This window comes from Granulicella rosea (assembly GCF_900188085.1).
Taxonomy (GTDB): Bacteria; Acidobacteriota; Terriglobia; order Terriglobales; family Acidobacteriaceae; genus Edaphobacter; species Edaphobacter rosea.
Genome location: NZ_FZOU01000001.1, coordinates 939,782 through 958,928, shown reverse-complemented (window position 1 = coordinate 958,928; position 19,147 = coordinate 939,782). Strand labels below are relative to the sequence as shown.

Annotated in this window: 12 protein-coding genes; 10 read left to right on the top strand and 2 right to left on the bottom strand. The window is 56.3% G+C overall.

Features of this window, described 5'->3' with window-relative positions:
• Nucleotides 1-93: 93 nt before the first annotated feature.
• The 9 genes from CHB87_RS04280 (at nucleotide 94) to CHB87_RS04235 (ending at nucleotide 11,596) form a co-directional block, all read left to right on the top strand.
• Nucleotides 94-1,254 (top strand): patatin-like phospholipase family protein, encoded by a 1,161-nt coding sequence (locus CHB87_RS04280; RefSeq protein WP_089407127.1) that lies wholly within the window; start codon nucleotides 94-96, stop codon nucleotides 1,252-1,254.
• A 31-nt stretch (nucleotides 1,255-1,285) separates the two neighbouring features.
• Nucleotides 1,286-2,482 carry a caspase family protein gene (locus CHB87_RS04275; RefSeq protein ID WP_089407126.1) on the top strand — a complete coding sequence of 399 codons (1,197 nt, stop codon included), beginning with the start codon at nucleotides 1,286-1,288 and terminating at the stop codon, nucleotides 2,480-2,482.
• Nucleotides 2,479-3,936 carry a hypothetical protein gene (locus tag CHB87_RS04270; RefSeq protein ID WP_089407125.1) on the top strand — a complete coding sequence of 486 codons (1,458 nt, stop codon included), beginning with the start codon at nucleotides 2,479-2,481 and terminating at the stop codon, nucleotides 3,934-3,936. The genes CHB87_RS04275 and CHB87_RS04270 overlap by 4 nt, the downstream gene beginning before the upstream one ends.
• Nucleotides 3,933-5,000, top strand: coding sequence for a ComEC/Rec2 family competence protein (locus CHB87_RS04265; RefSeq protein WP_089407124.1), 1,068 nt, complete (start codon nucleotides 3,933-3,935; stop codon nucleotides 4,998-5,000). Before CHB87_RS04270 ends, CHB87_RS04265 begins: the two co-directional genes overlap by 4 nt.
• 131 nt (nucleotides 5,001-5,131) lie before the next feature.
• A complete protein-coding gene (locus CHB87_RS04260) occupies nucleotides 5,132-7,192 on the top strand; it encodes a CHAT domain-containing protein (protein WP_176441571.1) in 2,061 nt (686 codons plus the stop codon).
• Between the two features lie 1,407 nt (nucleotides 7,193-8,599).
• Nucleotides 8,600-9,256 carry a type II toxin-antitoxin system toxin DNA ADP-ribosyl transferase DarT gene (gene darT, locus CHB87_RS04250; RefSeq protein WP_089407121.1) on the top strand — a complete coding sequence of 219 codons (657 nt, stop codon included), beginning with the start codon at nucleotides 8,600-8,602 and terminating at the stop codon, nucleotides 9,254-9,256.
• A gap of 7 nt (nucleotides 9,257-9,263) precedes the next feature.
• A complete protein-coding gene (darG, locus tag CHB87_RS04245) occupies nucleotides 9,264-10,319 on the top strand; it encodes a type II toxin-antitoxin system antitoxin DNA ADP-ribosyl glycohydrolase DarG (RefSeq protein WP_089407120.1) in 1,056 nt (351 codons plus the stop codon).
• A gap of 495 nt (nucleotides 10,320-10,814) precedes the next feature.
• Nucleotides 10,815-11,132, top strand: coding sequence for a helix-turn-helix transcriptional regulator (locus CHB87_RS22810; protein ID WP_089407119.1), 318 nt, complete (start codon nucleotides 10,815-10,817; stop codon nucleotides 11,130-11,132).
• A complete protein-coding gene (locus CHB87_RS04235; RefSeq protein WP_089407118.1) occupies nucleotides 11,117-11,596 on the top strand; it encodes a hypothetical protein in 480 nt (159 codons plus the stop codon). Before CHB87_RS22810 ends, CHB87_RS04235 begins: the two co-directional genes overlap by 16 nt.
• 137 nt (nucleotides 11,597-11,733) lie before the next feature.
• On the opposite strand, the gene CHB87_RS04230 is transcribed toward CHB87_RS04235, so the two are convergent.
• Complete coding sequence (locus tag CHB87_RS04230) at nucleotides 11,734-12,777, bottom strand: DUF4238 domain-containing protein (RefSeq protein WP_089407117.1); 1,044 nt, start codon at nucleotides 12,775-12,777, stop codon at nucleotides 11,734-11,736.
• A gap of 144 nt (nucleotides 12,778-12,921) precedes the next feature.
• Between CHB87_RS04230 and CHB87_RS04225 the strand changes: the two genes are divergently transcribed.
• Nucleotides 12,922-14,727 (top strand): DUF262 domain-containing protein, encoded by a 1,806-nt coding sequence (locus CHB87_RS04225; RefSeq protein WP_089407116.1) that lies wholly within the window; start codon nucleotides 12,922-12,924, stop codon nucleotides 14,725-14,727.
• Nucleotides 14,728-14,813: 86 nt separating this feature from the next.
• Here CHB87_RS04225 and CHB87_RS04220 read toward each other — a convergent pair whose 3' ends face one another.
• Entirely contained in the window at nucleotides 14,814-18,719 is a 3,906-nt protein-coding gene (locus CHB87_RS04220) for an ATP-binding protein (protein WP_176441570.1), read from the bottom strand.
• Between the last annotated feature and the right edge of the window lie 428 nt (nucleotides 18,720-19,147).

Below are 19,147 nucleotides of genomic sequence, written 5' to 3'. Positions count from 1 at the left end.
GAACTTCGTTCCGAGATCGCATCGGAAGTCGATATGGAGCGGAAGTTCTTTCCCGCTCCGTCTCAATCATGAAGATCGAGGGAAGGAGGGCTTATGTCGGATTACTGCGAACCTGTTTTAGACCCCGCGGGAGATGCGCCCGCAGCCGGAATCGGCCTATGCCTCTCGGGCGGCGGCTACCGGGCGATGGTATTCCATCTCGGCTGTCTGTGGCGTTTGAACGAGATCGGTCTCCTCGGCGGTTTGAAGCGCATCTCAAGCGTCTCGGGCGGTTCCATCGCAGCGGCCGTGCTCGGCATGAACTGGTCGAAGCTGGGACTGTCTCCGGCAACGCCGACCACCTCCGCAGCTCTGTTCCGCCAATACCTCGTCGACCCCGTGCGCACCATGGCGTCTACAACCGTCGACGCAGGCGCGATCCTCGGGGGCATCTTTCTGCCCGGGACGATCGCGGACCATGTTGCCGGTAAATACGACAGCCTACTCTTTCATGGCAAGACCTTGCAGGATCTTCCTTCCGACGCGGAAGGGCCCCGCTTCGTGATTAACGCCACCAACGTTCAGTCGGGAAAGCTCATGCGCTTCTCGCGTCCCTACATGCGGGACTTTCGGGTCGGCCAGATCCTGAACCCCAGCCTCCCTCTGGCGATTGCGGTCGGAGCCTCTTCGGCGTTTCCTCCGATCCTGTCGCCCGCGGAGATCGATCTCGACAAATACGGCCTCGCCTTTGCTCCTGCGGACGGCACCGAGGATCTGGCCTTCGCGCCCTACACCACGAAGCTCGTTCTCAGCGATGGCGGCGTCTACGACAATCTGGGGCTCGAAACGGTCTGGAAGCGTTATGACACGGTGCTGGTCAGCGATGGCGGCGCTCGTTTCAGCGCGGACGCCGAACCTCATACCGATTGGGCTCGTCACGCCTACCGCGTCCTCGACATCATCGACAGCCAGGTGCGGTCGCTCCGGGTCAGGCAGCTGGTCGACTCCTACAGCAGGAAGGTGAGGCAAGGAGCTTACTGGGGCATGTGGCAGGACGCTTCGGTCTACAAACTCGACCTTCCGTTTGCCTGTCCGATCGCCCGCACAGCGGAGCTCGCCTCGACGCCGACCCGTCTGCAGGAGATGGATCCGACCCTGCAGGAGCGCATCGTCAACTGGGGTTATATGATCGCGGATACCTCCTTGCGGAAAAACTTCGCGGGGACGACGATCGCCGCGCCCACCGCTTTGCCCTATCCCGCTTCCGCTATTTAGTATTTGGTCCTAAAAAAGTCGAGGAATTTTGATGCCGTTCGAGAACGACCCCGCTCTGATCTATCTCAACAGCGAACGCCAGCCCGGGGATGCCGGCACGCACGTCTTCATCGTCGGCGTCGGCAAGTATCGATATGGACAGGGTCAGGATGCCATGGCCATGCACGGCCAAGCCCTGTCGCAACTGACCTCGCCGCCTCATTCCGCCCGAGCGATGGCCGATTGGTTTCTGCAGCACTTTCGCCGTCACGACAAACCGCTGACAAGCCTTGCCATGGTGTTATCCGAAGAGAACCCGCAAGGCTATACCCTTCCCGGTCGGCCGGAACTCGGCGCGCAGGCGATACCCGCTGCGACTCTCGAGAACGTCGAGGCGGCGGCCGACCGCTGGGCCATGCGGCTTGAGTCGAACCCGGCGAATATGGCCGTCTTCTACTTTTGCGGCCATGGCATTGCGAACGGAATGAACGCCGCAGCTCTGCTCGAGGACTTCGGGAGGCCACAACGCCCTCTCACGCCGGCCATCGACCTCATGGCCTCGATCGCCGTCATGAAGAACTCGACGGCTAGGGAGCAAGCGTTCTTCATCGATGCCTGCCGAAGCGATGCCGACGATCTCTACACAAATCAAAGCGCCATCGGACAGAAGTTGGTCGAGATCGTAATGAACCCCGCGATGGGCCGGAGGCCGGTCAAGCAATTCTCCTTGTTCCCGTCGATCCGCGGACATTTGGCCTACGCACGACCGAACCAGCCTAGCGTATTCTGCCGATCCTTGCTTGATGCCTTCAACTTCGCCGCGGCCGACGACAGGAGTCTGCCCGGCTGGAAGACCCGGATGGCGACTATTCTGGACGCCACGACGAAGCTGATGGAGCTGCGTGTGCCCGCCGACGCTCGCGATGTCAGTACGCCGAACGCCATGAATGCGGTTTCGTTCGACTTCAACGAGATCGATCCGCCCGTAATGGTCCATTCCTTTGTCTCCCTCTCCGACCATGCATACTGGCAGGATGTAACGGTCGAATGCGCTCCCGACAAGTATTCGGCCGCCACACATTTCCGCACAGGCCACGAGACGCTGCCCGAATGCTACTGCTGTTTTCCCCTTCCAGAGGGGCAGTGGAACATCCGCGCGACCGGCCTCGCGCCGGAGCGTCGTGTCGAGGAAAGAGATTGGTCCCTTCGTGCCCCGGTCGTTTATATCGAGCTGGAGGTGACACCATGAACGTATCCATCCTGCGCATTGGCGTCGTTCAACCCAATGCCTCCGGGTATGCGGCAGGAGCGGCAATCGTCTCCGTTCAACGGCTTACGGACGGGCGTGTCGGCCGACTCGCTCAAGGCTGGTCTCAGCAGAAGCCGGTGACCGTGACTGGCGACGCCCATGACGTTCGCTTCACAACCTTCGCGCTTCCCGGCGACGGTTACTATTCGGCAAGTTTAAGACGTCCGCGTGGATCGGATCTCACGCGCGAGTGTTACGTCGGCTCGCAGCAGACGTGGGACGAAATCATCCGCTTGAAAGACTCTCCGCATGAGTTCCTCTCCTGGGAGTTCTTCGCAGGCAATCTTCCAGCGGCGAAGGTAGTGCCCTCCTTCGCGCGGGATGATGGAGATTCCATGAACGAGACGCTGTACCGCTCAGACACCTCAGATCGAAATGCGGGTCCGATGCGATTCTCCTCGAAGACAACGCGGTCTTCAAGACGCGGCGGGATAGGGCGCGGTATACAGCGTATCGTACCCTCGGCTCCGGTTTCCCATCAGGCAAGCTTCCCGGTGGTCAAGGCTGCCGTGTTTCGGTCTGGTGTCAGCCCATGGGATATGGGGCACGATCGCCTCGAGGCGATCGTGCGCTTTAAGAATCTTCCTTCGACCGCCGACTTTTCTTCATGGCGCAGCGATCGAAACGAGGCCCACGCACTCTGGGAGTACCCTGTGCCGGAGTTCGACGAGGCGTTGTTGTGGATACCCAGCCCCGACGCTCAGCCCCACAGTGCGAAAGAGCTCGAGCGCTATCCACGTTGGCTGGCCTTTGAGAACGGCCGCAACGTCGACATCGTCTCGGTGCCATGGGGCTGGTGGGGCGGACGAAGGAGCGCGCAGGAAGAGATCCGCTTTATGTACGATCGGTCCCTCCAACGACGCTCGACCCCGGGCGCTCTGTCCTCGCTGACGATGACCTTGTTCGATCATCGTTGGTTCGGATTGCTGCAGTTCCTTGGCTCAGGCCGCCTGATCGAAGCTGGCGAAATCTACGACGACACTCCCGAAAGGGCTCTGTTTGAGAAGCTTGAGGCTCCGCTTCCTGCGGTGGCTGGCGCCATCGTTTTAGTAAGTCGCGTCGACAGCGTGGAGCTCCAGGAATGGGACGACTGGTTGGCGAACCTGAGTCACTGGTTTCCCCAAATACCCGACGGGCCAATTCTCCTGGGCTGCCGCGCGCTTCAGCGAGCCCAGAGCGGCGACGATGTCGAAACGGCCTTCCGACACCTCAAGCTGGGCATGGCTCGCGGTCTTCCATTTTTTTCGGCGTCGATTCGGATGCTCGCCTCGGCGCTCGCACAACTCGGTGGTAACTTCAGTCCTGAGGCGCCGGATCTCTACGCGCGCGTCGCGGCTTTAGCCTCGCACGCCGATCCAAGTCAGCCTTTCACCGTGCTACGGTTCGGTCGATGAGTACTCTCTTCGAACTGACCCTCCATGCCGCCGGCGACGGGGACTGTCTGGTGCTCCGTTGGGGAGACGCCGAGAAACCGCGAAGTCTGCTCGTCGATCTGGGGCGAGAGGCATGCTATCAATCGATCCGGCCTCAGCTGGAGCGTTTGGGTGACATCGAACTCTTCGTGATGTCCCATCTCGACGCCGATCACATTGCGGGCGCGATGCCCATGGTGCGAGCGCAGTCCGCTCCTTTTCGACCTCGCCGGGTCTGGTTCAACGCCGGTCGGCAGCTCGAAGGCGCAAAGGCGCGCATAGACGGGGTGGAGTCTTTCTCGGTCCTTCAAGCTCTGAACCTGCAAAGAGGGATCGAACACTTCGGCTGGAGTTGGAACGAGGGATTCGAGGATCGTATCGTCTCGACGGAGAGCGTCAATCCCGGCCTGGCGATCGAACTTCCGGAAGGTCTTATGCTGCATCTCCTCTCTCCAACGGATCTTCAGCTCGCGAAGCTGCTGCCGACTTGGCAAAGGGAGGCTGCGAAACTCGATCGGTCTGAGAGCGTTTCCGCCGCAGAGGGGTTTGAGACCTTCGGTCTTCTCCACGTTGAAGAGCTGGCGTCAAAACCTTATCAAGCCGACACCAGCGCGCCGAACGGCACATCGATCGCCTTCATTGCGGAGTTCGAGGACAGGCGTGTCTTGCTGGCCGCAGACGCGCACTCCGAAGTCTTGGAGCGTAGTCTGCGACGGTTGGGGGCTACTCCTGACAGCCCGTACAGAATCGACCTCTGGAAGATGGGCCATCATGGGTCGAAGGCGAATACCTCGCCTGGCCTTCTCAAGCTGATCGATTGCCAGCGATTCGCGATATCGACAAACGGAGAACGTCATAGCCATCCGAACCCCGAAACGATCGCCAGAGTTCTTACAGCTTCGACTCGGGAAAAAATCTTTTACTTCAATTACGGTCAGCCGCAGACGAACGCGTGGAATCAATCTCCCCTCACGCAGCGATGGAACTATCGATGCGTCTATCCCCGCGAACAAACCCAAGAGGGAACGCTGGTAATTCCGGTCTGATTTCTATCCGCCTCACCTTTCGATTAGCTCCTCAATATCCCGTCAGAGGCCGGACGCGCAATGGACCAGTCCGCGTCTTCGGCGTGAGTCCCTTTAGAACATATCCGCAACACCATGGAGAAGACCTGAGCATGCAACACATCCTGTTCTTGGCGGCAAATCCGTTGGACACCGGCAGGCTCCGGCTGGAAGCGGAGATGAGAGATGTGCAAGACAGCCTGGAGAGGGCCATCCAACGAGATGTAATTCGCTTCGATTCCAAGTTGGCGGTGCGGGTACGCGATCTGCGGCGCAGCCTTCTCGAGAACAAACCGCAGATTGTCCATTTTTCGGGTCACGGCTCGGAGACTGAAGGAATTGTTCTCGAGAACGACGAAGGGGATGGCGTTCCGGTCGGCCGAGAAGCATTGGCAAACTTCTTCGCGCTTCACAAGGAGAGCATTCGATGTGTCGTCCTCAACGCCTGTTTTTCGAGCGAACAGGCAGAGGCCATCGGCAAGCACATTCCCTTCGTCATCGGAATGAGCCATGAGGTCCATGACGATTCGGCGCGGGCCTTTGCGGTGGGATTCTATGAGGCGATTGGGGCGGGACGAGACTACGACGAGGCTTTCCGGCACGGCCGTAATGCCATTGAGTTGCTTGGATTGCCCGGCCATGAACTGCCGGTATTGCTACGAGGACAGGACACCGCAGTAAAGGACCTAGCTCGGTCAGACTCTTCCTCGGAACCGTTCCATGAAGCTCCGCTCCAAGCAGCGAAACCGGTCGAATCAAGATTCAACGATCTGATTGAAGATCTCGCCGCCCTTGGCTCGGAGATCACGCGCTACGTGCACTGCATCGGCATGCATAAGGCGGTGCCATTTGATCGGATCTACCAACCTACGAAACTTCTCTTCCGGTCTGGACTCGACATCTCGGCATCCTCGGGCTTCGCCGAACAGAATAGGATCGCCCAGTCGATCGCCCTGAGCCGGGAACAGCAGTACAATTCTCTGACGGTGGAGAACTTCCTCGAATCGCCCGAAGACGCGATCGTCTTCGCGGGCCCTGGATGGGGCAAGACCACGTTCCTCCATCATCTCTTCAGACGGAAGATCGAGGATCGAACCTTGAGAACCGTTCTCCTGACTTTACGCAGGGAACACGCCATCAACCATTTGGAAGAACTCTGTAGAGGTTGGTTCAACGACTCAGCTCGGGTCACGGAGAGAGTTCTGCTGCTAGTGGACGGCTATGACGAAGTCGCGCTCGCCGACAGAAAACGAGTATCGGAGGCGCTCCAGCGCTTCGGAGCATCGAACCGAGGCCGATTCATCCTCACCTGTCGCGACTATTATCCAGTGATCGGCCTGACGGCTTCGCATGTTCGCATCGATGGATTCGACCGTAAAGATCAGTATCGCTTTGTAACGGCGTTTCTCGCAGCACAGGGATCGTCGGCCGATCCAATCAAGCTGGTGAACGAACTGGAGGAGCGGCAGTTTTCCGAGTTCCTCTCGCACCCGCTGCTTCTCGCCCTGGCCTGTATCGTCAACTCGGGCCATCGCACGGACCAGCCGCGCAGCGCACTCCGCCTTTTGCGGAAGGCCTTGAACGCCCTGCAACACACATGGGATCTGGACCGAGGCGTGTCGCGCGAGAGCCTCACGGCCCTCGATGGAGAAGACCGGATGCAGATCCTCAAGAGGATCGCGTATGCGTCTCGAACACCGTTCATGAAGGCTGAAAGAGTTGAAAACATCACTCGGAAGGCGCTCGACAAGATGCAGATCAATCGGGTGAACCCTGGGCTCGTTCTACAGGAGACCGCCCAGTTCTATGGGATTCTGGTGCCGTCGGCGGATGGCTGGGAGTTTGTCCATCGCTCGATTCAGGATTATCTGGCAGCGCAATATTGGGTCGACTCAGGAGGCTTTACGAATCGCGCGAGTTACGAGTGGGACACGCGCACGGCTTACGCCGCCTGCATATCCGGCGATGCGACGCGAGTACTCGAAGGCGCCCTCGCGGTTCCGGAAGGATTGACCTGCGCCATCGAAACCCTCACCAACTCTCCGGATTTCGACAACCCACGTATCACGAAGGCACTCCTGAAATTTTATGCGGCTGAGGAACGGGTCACCGTATTCGAACGCTCAAGCGACGGTCTGTCGGCACGGTGGATGATGACCTGTTTGCCTACTTGAGCTTTCGATATCTCAATCATTTCATCGAAGAGGTAGTCAAGAAGCGGACACCGGCAACCGACGCGCTCATGGGATGTTGCCTGGCTGAACTGAGGACGAGGAAGCTTCGGATGGAGTTTTCGACCTACGAGACGGTCAAGGCCTTCTTTCCCAACCAACGATTCCAATTCAAACTCCACAACCGCGGGTTCGTCACTCCCGAAATGGCAAGACCTGTGTAACTGGTACCGCTGGAGGTGGAAGAGCGGCATGCCTTTCCGAACGAAGCACGCGCCGAACGGCTTGCGGGAGCCCCGCAAGGTGCAACCGGCTCCCGTTCTGTAACAAGGACGATGGTTCACGCCGACCGCGCGCGGTCTTTGAGCCACAGCGTTGCACAGGGGCCGAGGCTCTGCCTCAAGCTACGCGGAGATGGGAACCCAGGCGTACCTCCGCTCTCTGAACCTGCTCCTGACGTGACACTGCCGCCTTGATCGCCTCGACATCGGGTCTACTGACAGTGACGCAGCGCTCCAGGGAGCGGTGGAATATCCAGACCAGCAGATCTGTTGGACAACCTTCCGTAAAGCGGAATTAGGTTGATTCGGGCAGTACGCAATGCCCTGCGTTCAGTTGCGCGCGTCGTTGATGCTTCGAGACGTTTCATCAGTAGATCCAGAAAGAGGATGTTGGCTAGTTCCGCTTCGATCCTTTCTATCCATTGCACCACCAGTGAACCGCTTGGATGTTGTCCGGATGGTCATCTCTCTAGGCTCCTCCCATTCCCCGGGGGCTGATGTGATCGGGGACGACATCGGCAATATCGGTGAAGTTAACGCCGCAAAGAGCACATTTCCTTCCCTGTGAGGCGATCTTGCGGTTGAGCAACTTCCTCATCTCTCCCTGAGATCGTAACTCCCGGTATCCTCTCGGGTGATGGGAATCTTCAACTCGGCGCACTCCAATCTGCCTACTGATTTTCCGCTTCACTGTTTGTTCCCTTCCGCAGCAGGAAACAGAACTATGAATCGGGCATTTCTGGTTGCGACGAAGCCTCATGGCAGTTCTCCTGATTTGCGAATTTGCTTGAGCTTGCTGCCGGAGCCCGGTGCGCCGGAGCCCAGTGTTTCGCACTGCAACTGTCAACGCTTCTGTGGTTAGCGAGCTCCGCCTGAACCTTGCTGGTTTTCAAGTCCAAGAGGTTTTCGCCTTCGATTTCCACCAACGAAGGCGGATTCATAGGTCGCGATCCGGGCGCATAGCGAGGGAGCTGCCCAAAATGTCGCCCCAAAACGCCGAAAACAGAGAGTTTTGCGCATCTCCGCGTGTAAAATCAGCGCTTTCCGGTTGGCCTATCACTGCCCCTGCGCCGGCCCGGAGCGAAATCAGTAGAATGGAGGGATATCGACATCATCCGCAAACCCAACTATGCCGACCCCTCCCGCACGGCCGAAGATCTACCACATCACGCATGTCGATAATCTCCAGGCAATCGCTGCCGTGAGCCGGCGCCTGCTGTCCGACATGCGTCTGGCGGGACTGGGTGGTCCGAACCAGATGGTGGGTATGTCCCACATCAAGGAACGCCGGATGCTGGAAATCAATATGGAGGAGTGCTATCCAGAGGATTTCGTCGGTGAGTACGTCCCGTTCTATTTCTGTCCGCGGTCGGTCATGCTGTACCTCATTTATATGAGGAATCACGAACTGACATACAAAGGCGGGCAAGGGCCCATCGTCCACCTGCAAGCCGACCTGCAGACTGTCGTTGATTGGGCGGAAGAGAACGAACGAAGATGGGCTTTTTCGCTTTCAAATGCGGGCGCGTACGGCGTTGAATTCCGAAACGACTTGAATCAGCTGGATGAGATCAACTGGCCGGCGGTCGCCGCCAAGGATTGGCGCAGTTCCTCGATCAAGCATGGAAAGCAGGCGGAGTTTCTTCTGCGGGATTTCTTTCCGTGGCATTTGGTGGAACGAATCGGGGTGCAGTCCAACGCGATCGCGCAGAGAGCGGCGCAGGCCATCGCTGCGGTTGCGCATCAACCGGGTATCGAAATTTTGCAAGAGTGGTATTACCCTTAGAGGAAGCATGATCGACTACGTTACAGGCGACATCTTGACGGCGGACACAGAGGCACTCGTCAACACGGTGAACTGTGTCGGCGTGATGGGCAGAGGCATCGCGCTTCAGTTCAAAAACGCGTTTCCTGAGAACTATAAAGCGTACGTACGAGCGTGTGACCTGAAAGAAGTTCAGCCGGGCCGTATGTTTGTATTTGAGAATCACCGTCTCCACGAGCCGAAGTTGATCATCAACTTTCCGACCAAGAGGCATTGGAAAGGCAAGAGCAGGTTGGAGGACATCGATTCCGGACTGGTTGCGCTAAAGCGTGAGATCCAAATGAGAAATATACATTCGGTCGCCATCCCTCCACTTGGCAGCGGATTGGGTGGGCTCAATTGGGCGGAGGTAAAGCCGCGTATCGAAGCAGTATTAAAGGACATCCCAAATCTGCGAGTCGTCGTTTATGAACCGAAGGGTGCGCCGACGCCTGAAGAAATGGTTTCCTCTAAGTCCGTTCCAAAGATGACGTCCGGCAGAGCTGCGCTGGTTGTCCTCATCCATCGCTATCTGAATGGACTGCTCGACCCGTTCGTCACCCTCCTAGAAGTCCACAAATTGATGTACTTCATGCAGGAGGCTGGTGAGCCACTCAAGCTTCGATACGCTCAGGCCAATTACGGCCCCTATGCCGAGAACCTTCGCCACGTCTTGAAACACGTCGAAGGCCATCTCATCAGCGGCTACGCGGATGGCGGAGACGCGCCGGATAAACAACTGGAACTTGTCCCAGGGGCTGTCAAAGATGCACAGGAGTTTCTGGCAGCGGATCTACATGCCAAGGATCGATTTGATCGAGTCGCGACTCTCGTCGATGGTTTTGAAACACCTTACGGCCTCGAGCTCTTAGCCACTGTCCATTGGGTTGTCACGCGATTGGGAGCAACTTCATTGAGCGACATCGTGAGCAAGACACACGCATGGAACGAACGCAAACGACAGTTCACAGATCGTCAAATCAAGCTCGCGTATCGAATGCTGCACGAGAGAGGTTGGATTCCGAATCCGGTAGCGTCTTCGTAAAACTTGGAAGCCAAGAATCGGTGAATTTGGCCTAACGCCGATATCGATGGCCCGTCGGTAAGAACGTTGCCCTGGCTCCCCGTCAACCTGCTGACAATTGGCTTCCACGTCCGTAATTATTTCGCATAGCATCAACCCTGTAGACAGACCCGCAACAGACCTGTTAGGAACCGCTGTAAGAGCGCTTGAAACGAGCGATCCCCTCGAGGAGGGCACTCCGGACACCCGTTCCTGGCGGACCCGGGTAGGAATCGCATGACAGGCCCGACGGGCTCGGGAGATTCCAACTGGGTACCACTTCGAGTCGTCCGCATGCTAGGTCATCGCGCTCGTTGAGAGTCTCGGGCGAAAACAATAACGAGCCGGCCGCTATCCTCGCAGCCTGGATGGCAATCGAAGCCCTTTCGCCAGTACCTATGGCGCGCCCCAAGATCTTGTATACCAGCTTTCGCGAACGCTTGACATAGCAACTACCCCCTATGTAGAGTTTCGACTATGGGTATTGGACCTATTCGGATAACTGCACAAACCCTCAGCGTATTGACCCTCTTCCTAGCTAGTGCCGACACGGGGTTCGCCGGGGCAGATATCGCCAGGGAGACTGGTCTTAGGTCTGGAACTCTCTATCCACTGTTGTTTCGTCTTGAACGCGCAGGATGGTTGTCGAGTGCATGGGAGGATGGAATCGCATCGGAAATGGGAAGGCCACGTCGACGCACCTATCTTATGACCGCCCAAGGTAGGCGGCAGACTCAAGCAATTTGCGCCCAGCTTTCGGAGATGATCGGGGGTACTGCGTGGCAAAGCATTTAGCGGTTGCAGGAATCGTTACAGCGTTCCTGCTGAAGTACTTGACCGATGAAGCAAAGGCGTGGCTTCCATGGTGCGCCCGGCGTTTCTTCGATGTCTCGATCTGTCTTCTTCCCCAGTCGGAGCGAGAGCGCTATAGCGAGGAATGGTGCACACATCTGCTTTCTTTTCCCGGCACTGGCTTTGCGTCCCTCCAGTTCATATGGGCAGCGCTTTCGATTCGTGCTCTGATCCTGAGAGAGGAATTGGTTACGATGTGGAGCCAACTCCGGTTACTAGCTGTCACCTACCGTGTACTCTCTTATTGCTGGCTGAGGATGAAGATATCCCGCATTTTTGGCGGTGCGACGATAGGTGCTCGCGATGGTTCTTCGGTCGATGCGAATGTGATCGGCGTTCTGATATTTCTGATACTGGCATTGGCGTGGTGCAAGCAGTCGGAGAGGCAGCAGATTGCTGCCGCCTGATTTTGCGATGTTGCAGCGTTCTTGTTCGCGCCAGGCCGGCGTTGGGGTAGCTTATGTCACCATGCTCTCCCACTCGGTGAGCGGCCGCTCCCGCCAACGGATAATACCTCCGGTGCGTGATGAAGTGCAGAAAACGCTCAGCCGCCGGGCAACGGGCGCTGCATGTCAAGTTCGGCGTCGGCCTGCTCACGAGCCCACTTGCTCCATTCTTCTCTCTCCTGCTTGTACGCCTTCAAATTAACATGCCTGGGCCTCAGACGAGAGATGGATTCATCCTGCGTAGGGGAAAATATATGGCGAAATGCGTGCTCCCGGATGAGCTTGGCAAAGATCTTTGCTGCACTTGAAGCCAGAACCGTCCCCCTTGCGACACACTTCTGTCCGATGCGCGTATAAACCATATGCTTCGGATCAAGAGGCATGAATATCTCGGTTCCCTCGGAACCCCAGCCCCCGCCGAAGTCATACGAATGTTCATGATGGAAGTTCAACCGGATCACAGGGTTGTCGGTCGCAGACCATGTCACGTCATCCGGTGCCACCAAAATCGTCCACTCGTGCTGGTGAAGGTGCTCTGCGATTCCATTGAGGACGTGGCGTTGTCCCCAGATCCAGAGCCGCCTTCCAACCATTGATTCAACACGAACCTCAGCCATGTTGTCGTCGTCCGAAGGTTTGATCAATACTCGAAGCGGAAATCCAGGCTCTACTGTTCCATGCGGTTCGCGCGGCGGCCGACCGGCCTTGTGCGCAGCTTTGAACTCTTCGATGGATTCTTTTAGGTTGCTCTCCATCAAGGATGGTCCCACGGCGCGCCAACGCTCCAATTCCTCTTGAAGGCGAGCCGGCGTTCTTACGTCCTGAGCTGCTACAAAACGAACGAGACGACGCCAGTGTTCCTTGAACATCCTTTTTCCGGTCACAGCCCGTTCGATTGCTTCTTCCGCCGGAGTCTCATATTCCCGATTCAGCCACCTCTCGTGCGTATCTACCTCGTCCCCGTCTTCGAGAGAGGTATAAAGATCCGTTGCCGAAGCAACGCGGTCGATGGGTTTTTCCGCCCAGATCGGACATCCGGCGTTCGGGACGAGCAGGTCGTAGCGGAAGATCCACCCCGGGCGAGATTCAAACCGCTTCAAATACATGCACGGCACGTAGTGGTTGTTCCTGGTAATACCCATCGGAGGCTCCTTCACAATATTCCCTCACTGATCAATGAGTTTCTTAGCATAGCGCAGTAAACGGGATTCTTGTCTGTAGATTGAACAGGACTTCCCGTGCCGCGGTTTGGCAATTTACGTGCTTCCTGACATCATCAGAAGACGATGCCAACCCAGTCAATTAAGTCGGAAGACATGACCCTGAAGCGAGCGTTTCAGGACTTCTATACCGTCCCGCACTACCAACGGGAGTACATATGGGGCGAGGCGGACACCAAGGGGCAACGCGGAGACGAAGTCGAACAATTTCTTCGAGATGTTCTTACCGAATACGAGATGGCGACCACGCAGGATGCACCGGAATACTTTATCGGGACCATCGTTGTATGGATGAATGCAGACGGCATTTACGAACTGATCGACGGTCAACAACGGATGACGACATCGTTTCTGACACTTTGCGCGATTCGGGACGCTATGCTTGAGATCGGCGGGCAGTTGCCCGATGAACTGCCTGGGCAAATTGCGGCGGCCAGTATGGACTGGCAGGGCAATACGACACATCGGGAGCGCTTGAGCCTACAGTACGATGACAGCCAAGGGGTACTACGGCAATATGCCAGGGCAGAGTCGGCTACCGCTCCCAAATCTGGAACCCGATCGATCGCCAACATCGCAGGTGCCTACAGGACTGCGCGTGAATTTCTCCTGGCCCAATTCCATAGCGATACACGGCAGATTCTTCGCTTCTATGCCTATCTCACGGCCAAGGTCAAGCTGATCCGTATCGAAACTCCCAACGTCGCTAAAGCCCTCAAGATTTTTGAAACGGTGAATGATCGTGGTGCGGGCTTAGATGCAATGGACTTGCTCAAGAATCTTTTGTTCATGAGCGCTTCCCCCGCCCAGTTCACTGCCCTGAAAGATAGATGGAAACAGATTGTCGACGGTATTTATGGCGCCGGTGAAAAACCTCTTCGCTTTCTGCGATATTTCGTCTTCGCGGACTTCGATGTCGCCGATCTGAAGCTGCAAGAAGACGGCATATACGAATGGTTCCTCACCAACGCTCATCAAACCTCCCACCAGACCAATCCTCTGGGCTTTGTAGAGAGGCTCCTTGAAGCGTCGAAGGCATACGTCGGTTTCACCAAGAATCAAAATCCGGACGGGACTCACAGCCGGGGTATTTCAAACACCAGAATTTTGGGAGGGAGCGCGATTCGGCAACATTACATCCTTCTCTTGGCAGGCCGCAAGTTAAGCAAGCTGAACTTCCAGCAGCTCACCGAAGAGATCGAAAATCTGATGTTTGCATACCTGATCACAAACACGGCAACGCGCGACTATGAACGCTCCGTGGTGGAGGGGGCAAGACAGCTCCGTAAGATCTGCGACTCCGACTTTTTGAGCTTTCGCGCCGAATACTTCAAAGATCGTAAAGCTCAGCTATCTCGAGATTTTGGCGACGCCTTAAACAAGATGTATTCGTGGGACACACGAGCCTTTCGCCTTCGGTACTTGCTCGCAAAGTTGACCCAGGCGATCGATGTTCGGGCCTACGGCGATGCAGGCAGCTACGGCGACCTGATGCATTATTACAACGCCAATAACGACGTCGAGCACATCTATCCAATCAGCCCAAGCGAAAGCGCACGGCTGGAATTTGGGGACGCCTCAGATGCGGCCATCGCAAGTAAGCTCGGAAACCTCGTCCTGGTCGAGCAGGCCATTAATAGACTAATCAGCAATGGAGCTTATACGCAAAAGAAAATGCTTTATGCACAGTCACAGTTCTTGATTGTCCGATGCCAAGCTGCCCGTCCTTCATTTGGCGTTGCGGATCAGATCACGCGCGCCATAACTTCCATCCCATCATTTCCCATCTGGAATGAACGTGCCGTTTCGGAAAGGCAAAGTTTTCTTACCTCCCTAGCAAGGGAGATCTGGGGCGTCCCCGCGAACCCGTAGAAACTGAGCTAGGTGCAATTCGCGATCATGTATTTCCATTCCTATTGGTACCAGTCCACGGCTCATCTCGTCGTAGAAAATCCCGCTCAGCCGTGGTAGAGCACCCCGAGAATCGCCCGCGCTTGAACGACGCTTCTGAATCCACTGGCAGTTTTACCAACCGCTAGGAGCTGTGACGCGCCAAGGCCGCCAATGCTTTCGAACTGGCGTAAATGATTCAGGCTGCCTGGAAGGGCTGGCCCTAGGCGCTTGAAGATGCCGGATCCATCGTCAAGCGCCACCGCGACAAGCTTCCCTTCATACTGGGCTAGGTTCGACAGCTCAATGTTCTCTCCGCCCAAGACAACCTGCTTCGCAAGTGCGAGGGGTACTGCACTTTCATCCACGATCCGAAACGCAATCTCCACACGTTTTAAAACGTCGTCGACATCAACCTGGACTGCCTCGTCGGAGCCCGGCTGAACCTTTAGGGAGTGATCGAAGATAATTCCAACGACTTGGTGCAGCGCGACGGCATTCTGGTGAATCATTACAGTCTTCGGTGTCCTGGTCCGCGGGTCCGGGACTTCTGCGGTCAGACCAAGGATAGGACTGGTTGCACCCCGAATCAAACGCCGAGCATAGATGGCGTTTGCGACCCGTGCGATCACCAGTCTGCGATCAGCCGCTGGACCATCGATCGCTTCCACCAGGGCGATCGAGCCAATGGGCGCCGCAAACCCGAAGTTCGGTCGTCGCAGAACGAAAGCACTCTTGTTCTGCAGTACGCCAGGGTCGAGCAACTCCAAAGGTTCCTGAGAGCCACCAGAATCGTGTCTCACTGATGCTGCCAAACTGGGCCATATCGGGATGTTAGTTCCCGCATCTGCGGAGGCAATTAGCGTAAGAGGCGCTAAAACAAGATTGGGATTCTCATCCTTCGGCCGATCTCTTCTTTTCCAACGGAGACATTCTTCATACATCTCTTCCACAATTTCGAGCAAGTCGCTCAGCTCATCCGCACAGATTGCCACATCGGCAGCTCGGATCTCATGTCTCCTTCCGTGATGCGCCTTATTCATTAATAGAGTTACTGGCGATCCTTCTGACAACGCGGCATGAGTCGCAAATCTTTGAAAGACATGCTGATTGAACATGCCCTCCGATCCAGCTCTCACCAGGGGACGAAGGCGTTGGACGAAGGTGACCAAGGTCGGATCTCGGTTCGCGGTAGCCCATGCCGCATGTGCGGGATCGTCAAACAGGTCGCCGAGCTTTGCCTCAAGAAACACACGGCATGCATCCGCGTAGTTTCTGGCGCACTCCTCGTCGTTGTGATCTGCGTCAAAGAGTTTGCGGCGCTTTTCCAACTCTGGCAGAGGCTCACAAAGTCGTATCGTGGATTGAATCTCCGTGGCCGGGTATACCCCAAAATGCGATATTCCAGCTGGTATCACGAGCCGAGTGATTCGCAGGCAAAACCGAGCGTCATATGAAGTGACAACAAGTTGTGCCCCGGCGGCTACAACCTCCGCCAAGGCGCTTGCAAAACGATCTCGGTTTTCGTCGTCAAGGAGTTCTTGCGGGTCATCCAGCAAGAGTGTTGTGATCCCACCTCGTTGTTTCAAAACATGCTCCCAAAATGCGAAGAAGAAGCCGACGAGGCTTGCCCTAAGCGCCGAGGCGTTGCTTACATGTTCGGCCGGTGCAGACACTCCTCCTACCCGTACTGACAGTCCCAGCTCGCCGTTCCGACCCATCGGGGTATCGACAAGCTCTTGGGCTGTTCCAGGAAATGCACCTAGATAAATCCTCGAGCGCCATCCTGACGCTCGCCCACTTAGCGTCCTTCTTAGTCCCTCCACCTGCTCATCGGCTAGACGCCCAATCTCCGCGACTTGGCCGAGAGCGCGATCTGCGATGGCATAGGCACTCAAACGAAGTTCTGCGGCGCGGCGCCTAGCTACGCATCGCTTCAGGCGTTCGCATTGCACGAGAACATCAGAGATCGGCTTTGTCGCCTTGACCAAGGAGTCAAGCTTCAACAGCTTACTGACGAGGCTTTGCTTACCGGGCGAGTCGTCGCCGAGTACCTTCCCCAACACTTCTGCAAGCACTTTCATCACAAGAGCGTCATTGGAATGACGCCAACGAGCAAAGCGCATCGCGAGGTCCAGGCGCTTCAATGTGTCTTCCAGCAGCTCACAACCCTCTGGGAGCGTCAGGTTTGGTGCATCATAAAGAGGAGCTCGATTCTTAACAGCCTCGTCAAACGCAATCGCGGTTTGCTCTTTTAGATTTGCTAGAACGCCAAGCAATGGTTCGTAGTTGAACAGCTCCTCGATGAGAGCGGCCCGGAGAAGATCACATGGGTGACTCGGCAAGCTTCGTGTGGTTTCCGAACGAAGCGGTTCAGGCAATGTGCGCATCAATTCGCCCTGTGCTGCGACCGCCCACCTCTTAAGCGTCAGCGAAAAGAGTTCAGCATTCGCATGCGCTTCCTGAAGATGTTTTGTCACGAGACGGCCACTGACCTGATCGACCGCCTCACTGATTTCAAGCCCACACACGACACAAGCCGAATCGCCATTTGTATGCTCGGGGTGTTCAACCAACCACGCGGCGATCCGGGCATAAAGGCGGGTGCGAGCTGCCAACGAGGGATCGCTAGCAAGTTCAAAGAGTGTTACGCCTTCCGCCAGCAGCTCTCGAAGCCGCTCCTCAGAGGCTTCGAGTTCCACCTCGGTAACTCGTCTAAGGGCGCCAAGACGTTTCGCGCATTCCAGATCCTGAGGCCGGCTGGCTCGCTCAACCGCCCGGCCAACGTTTTTTTCCAAGTCCCCCAGCGACTGAGGATTGCTCGGATCAAATCGTTGACCTAGGATTAAGCGTGCCGATTGAAAAATACTCAATTTCTCTGCTTCAAAGTATGCTGCAATTTCAAGCAGCGCAGCCGCGGCATTTTCATCGGAAGGTTCTGGTACGCCTTGCGGTGGGGTATGCTCAGGAATGCACGCGACCGCAGCGGCAAAATCTGACATCGCCGTGCGATACTCCGAGTCTATCTGGTTGATCTCGTTAACCTTCAACTTCACCAGATCGGTTTTGATTTTGTTCCTGCTCCTGCGTACATGATCCGCAAGGTCTACTAGCGCCGAAAGTCCCGTGAGCTGTGCAACTGCTCGACCAAGCTCTGATTCACTGCCGACTCGGATTAAAGAGAGCAGCCCCGGCATAACGGTTCCTAACCGGAGGGCGATTGGGTCGACCCGCAGAGCGGTAAAATCCGGCGCGGTCTCTTGCAACTTCCCGAGACGACTGCGGCTTTGGCTTCGTCGGATCGGCGGCAGCAAGCGGCCCTCTTCATCCTCAAAGGTGAGCTCAACCCAAGTGTCCGCGAGAACAGTTGATCCTGGCCGATGGTTCATAGCATGTGGCAGCGGCGTGACCGCCGAGATCTTATGGGTCGTAGCCTCCCCTTCGGCAGAATCGGAAGCGAAGGAACATTCAAAATCTGCCGCGGTCTCGGGTTCTCGTTGCGGCCGCAACAGTTCCCCTGTAAGCGCCCACACGATCGCATTCAGAAGCGAGGTTTTGCCCGATCCGTTTCTGCCTTCAAACAGTGTGAGATCCGTTTTGAACTCAAATAGGAATCGCTGTGGAGGGGCTGAAGGCGTCCCGAACTTATGAAGTCCCGCAAAACGATGTGCCTCAACCCGCTTCAAACGCAGTCGGCGTCGGCTCGATGAATCTGACGTAAAAGGAAGATTGGCTAGTTCAATAGGTTTCTGCTGGATGGTATCTACTAACTCTTCGGTGGACGGCACATTGATATTGGCCAACCAGACCTTCTGACCCTTTTTGCGGTACCATTCGAGAGCGCTCCGCGTCTCATCGCTCTCAAAAGCGAACGGCACCCCGTTACTCGTTATAATCGAGCGACCGCTCACAAGGTCGGTAAGCAGTATTTCAAGCGTGTAAAGATGCAGCGGACGAGCTTCGTATTCAGGCAAGCGAACTCCTGACAGCGAACACTTTTGATACGGATTGCATTCGCTAACAAAGTAACGCGAGGCGATTTGCAACGCAATCCTATCACCAACACAGCAAATGCGGTGAAGGCTTTTCAACTAATCTACACTTGAATCTCAAAGGCGGCCGAATCGATTGACCGCAACTTCAGCCTCCCCCTGCTTTTGTCTGTTCTTTCCAAATATCTGAAGGCCGTTAGACTGCCAGCCAAGGGCAGGGAGTCAAGAACGGTCGTCTCGAATCCCTGCCAGTCCAGAATCCGCGTACATGCAGCGAATCGTTCTCTCTATCGACTAGGCAGCGGGCCGCCGATCATACAGTGTACGGTAAAGATGATAAAAAAAACAGTTGAGCCGCTTACAAGTAATGGTAAAGCACAAGCCTCCGATCGAGTTAGGAGCGACTCCAC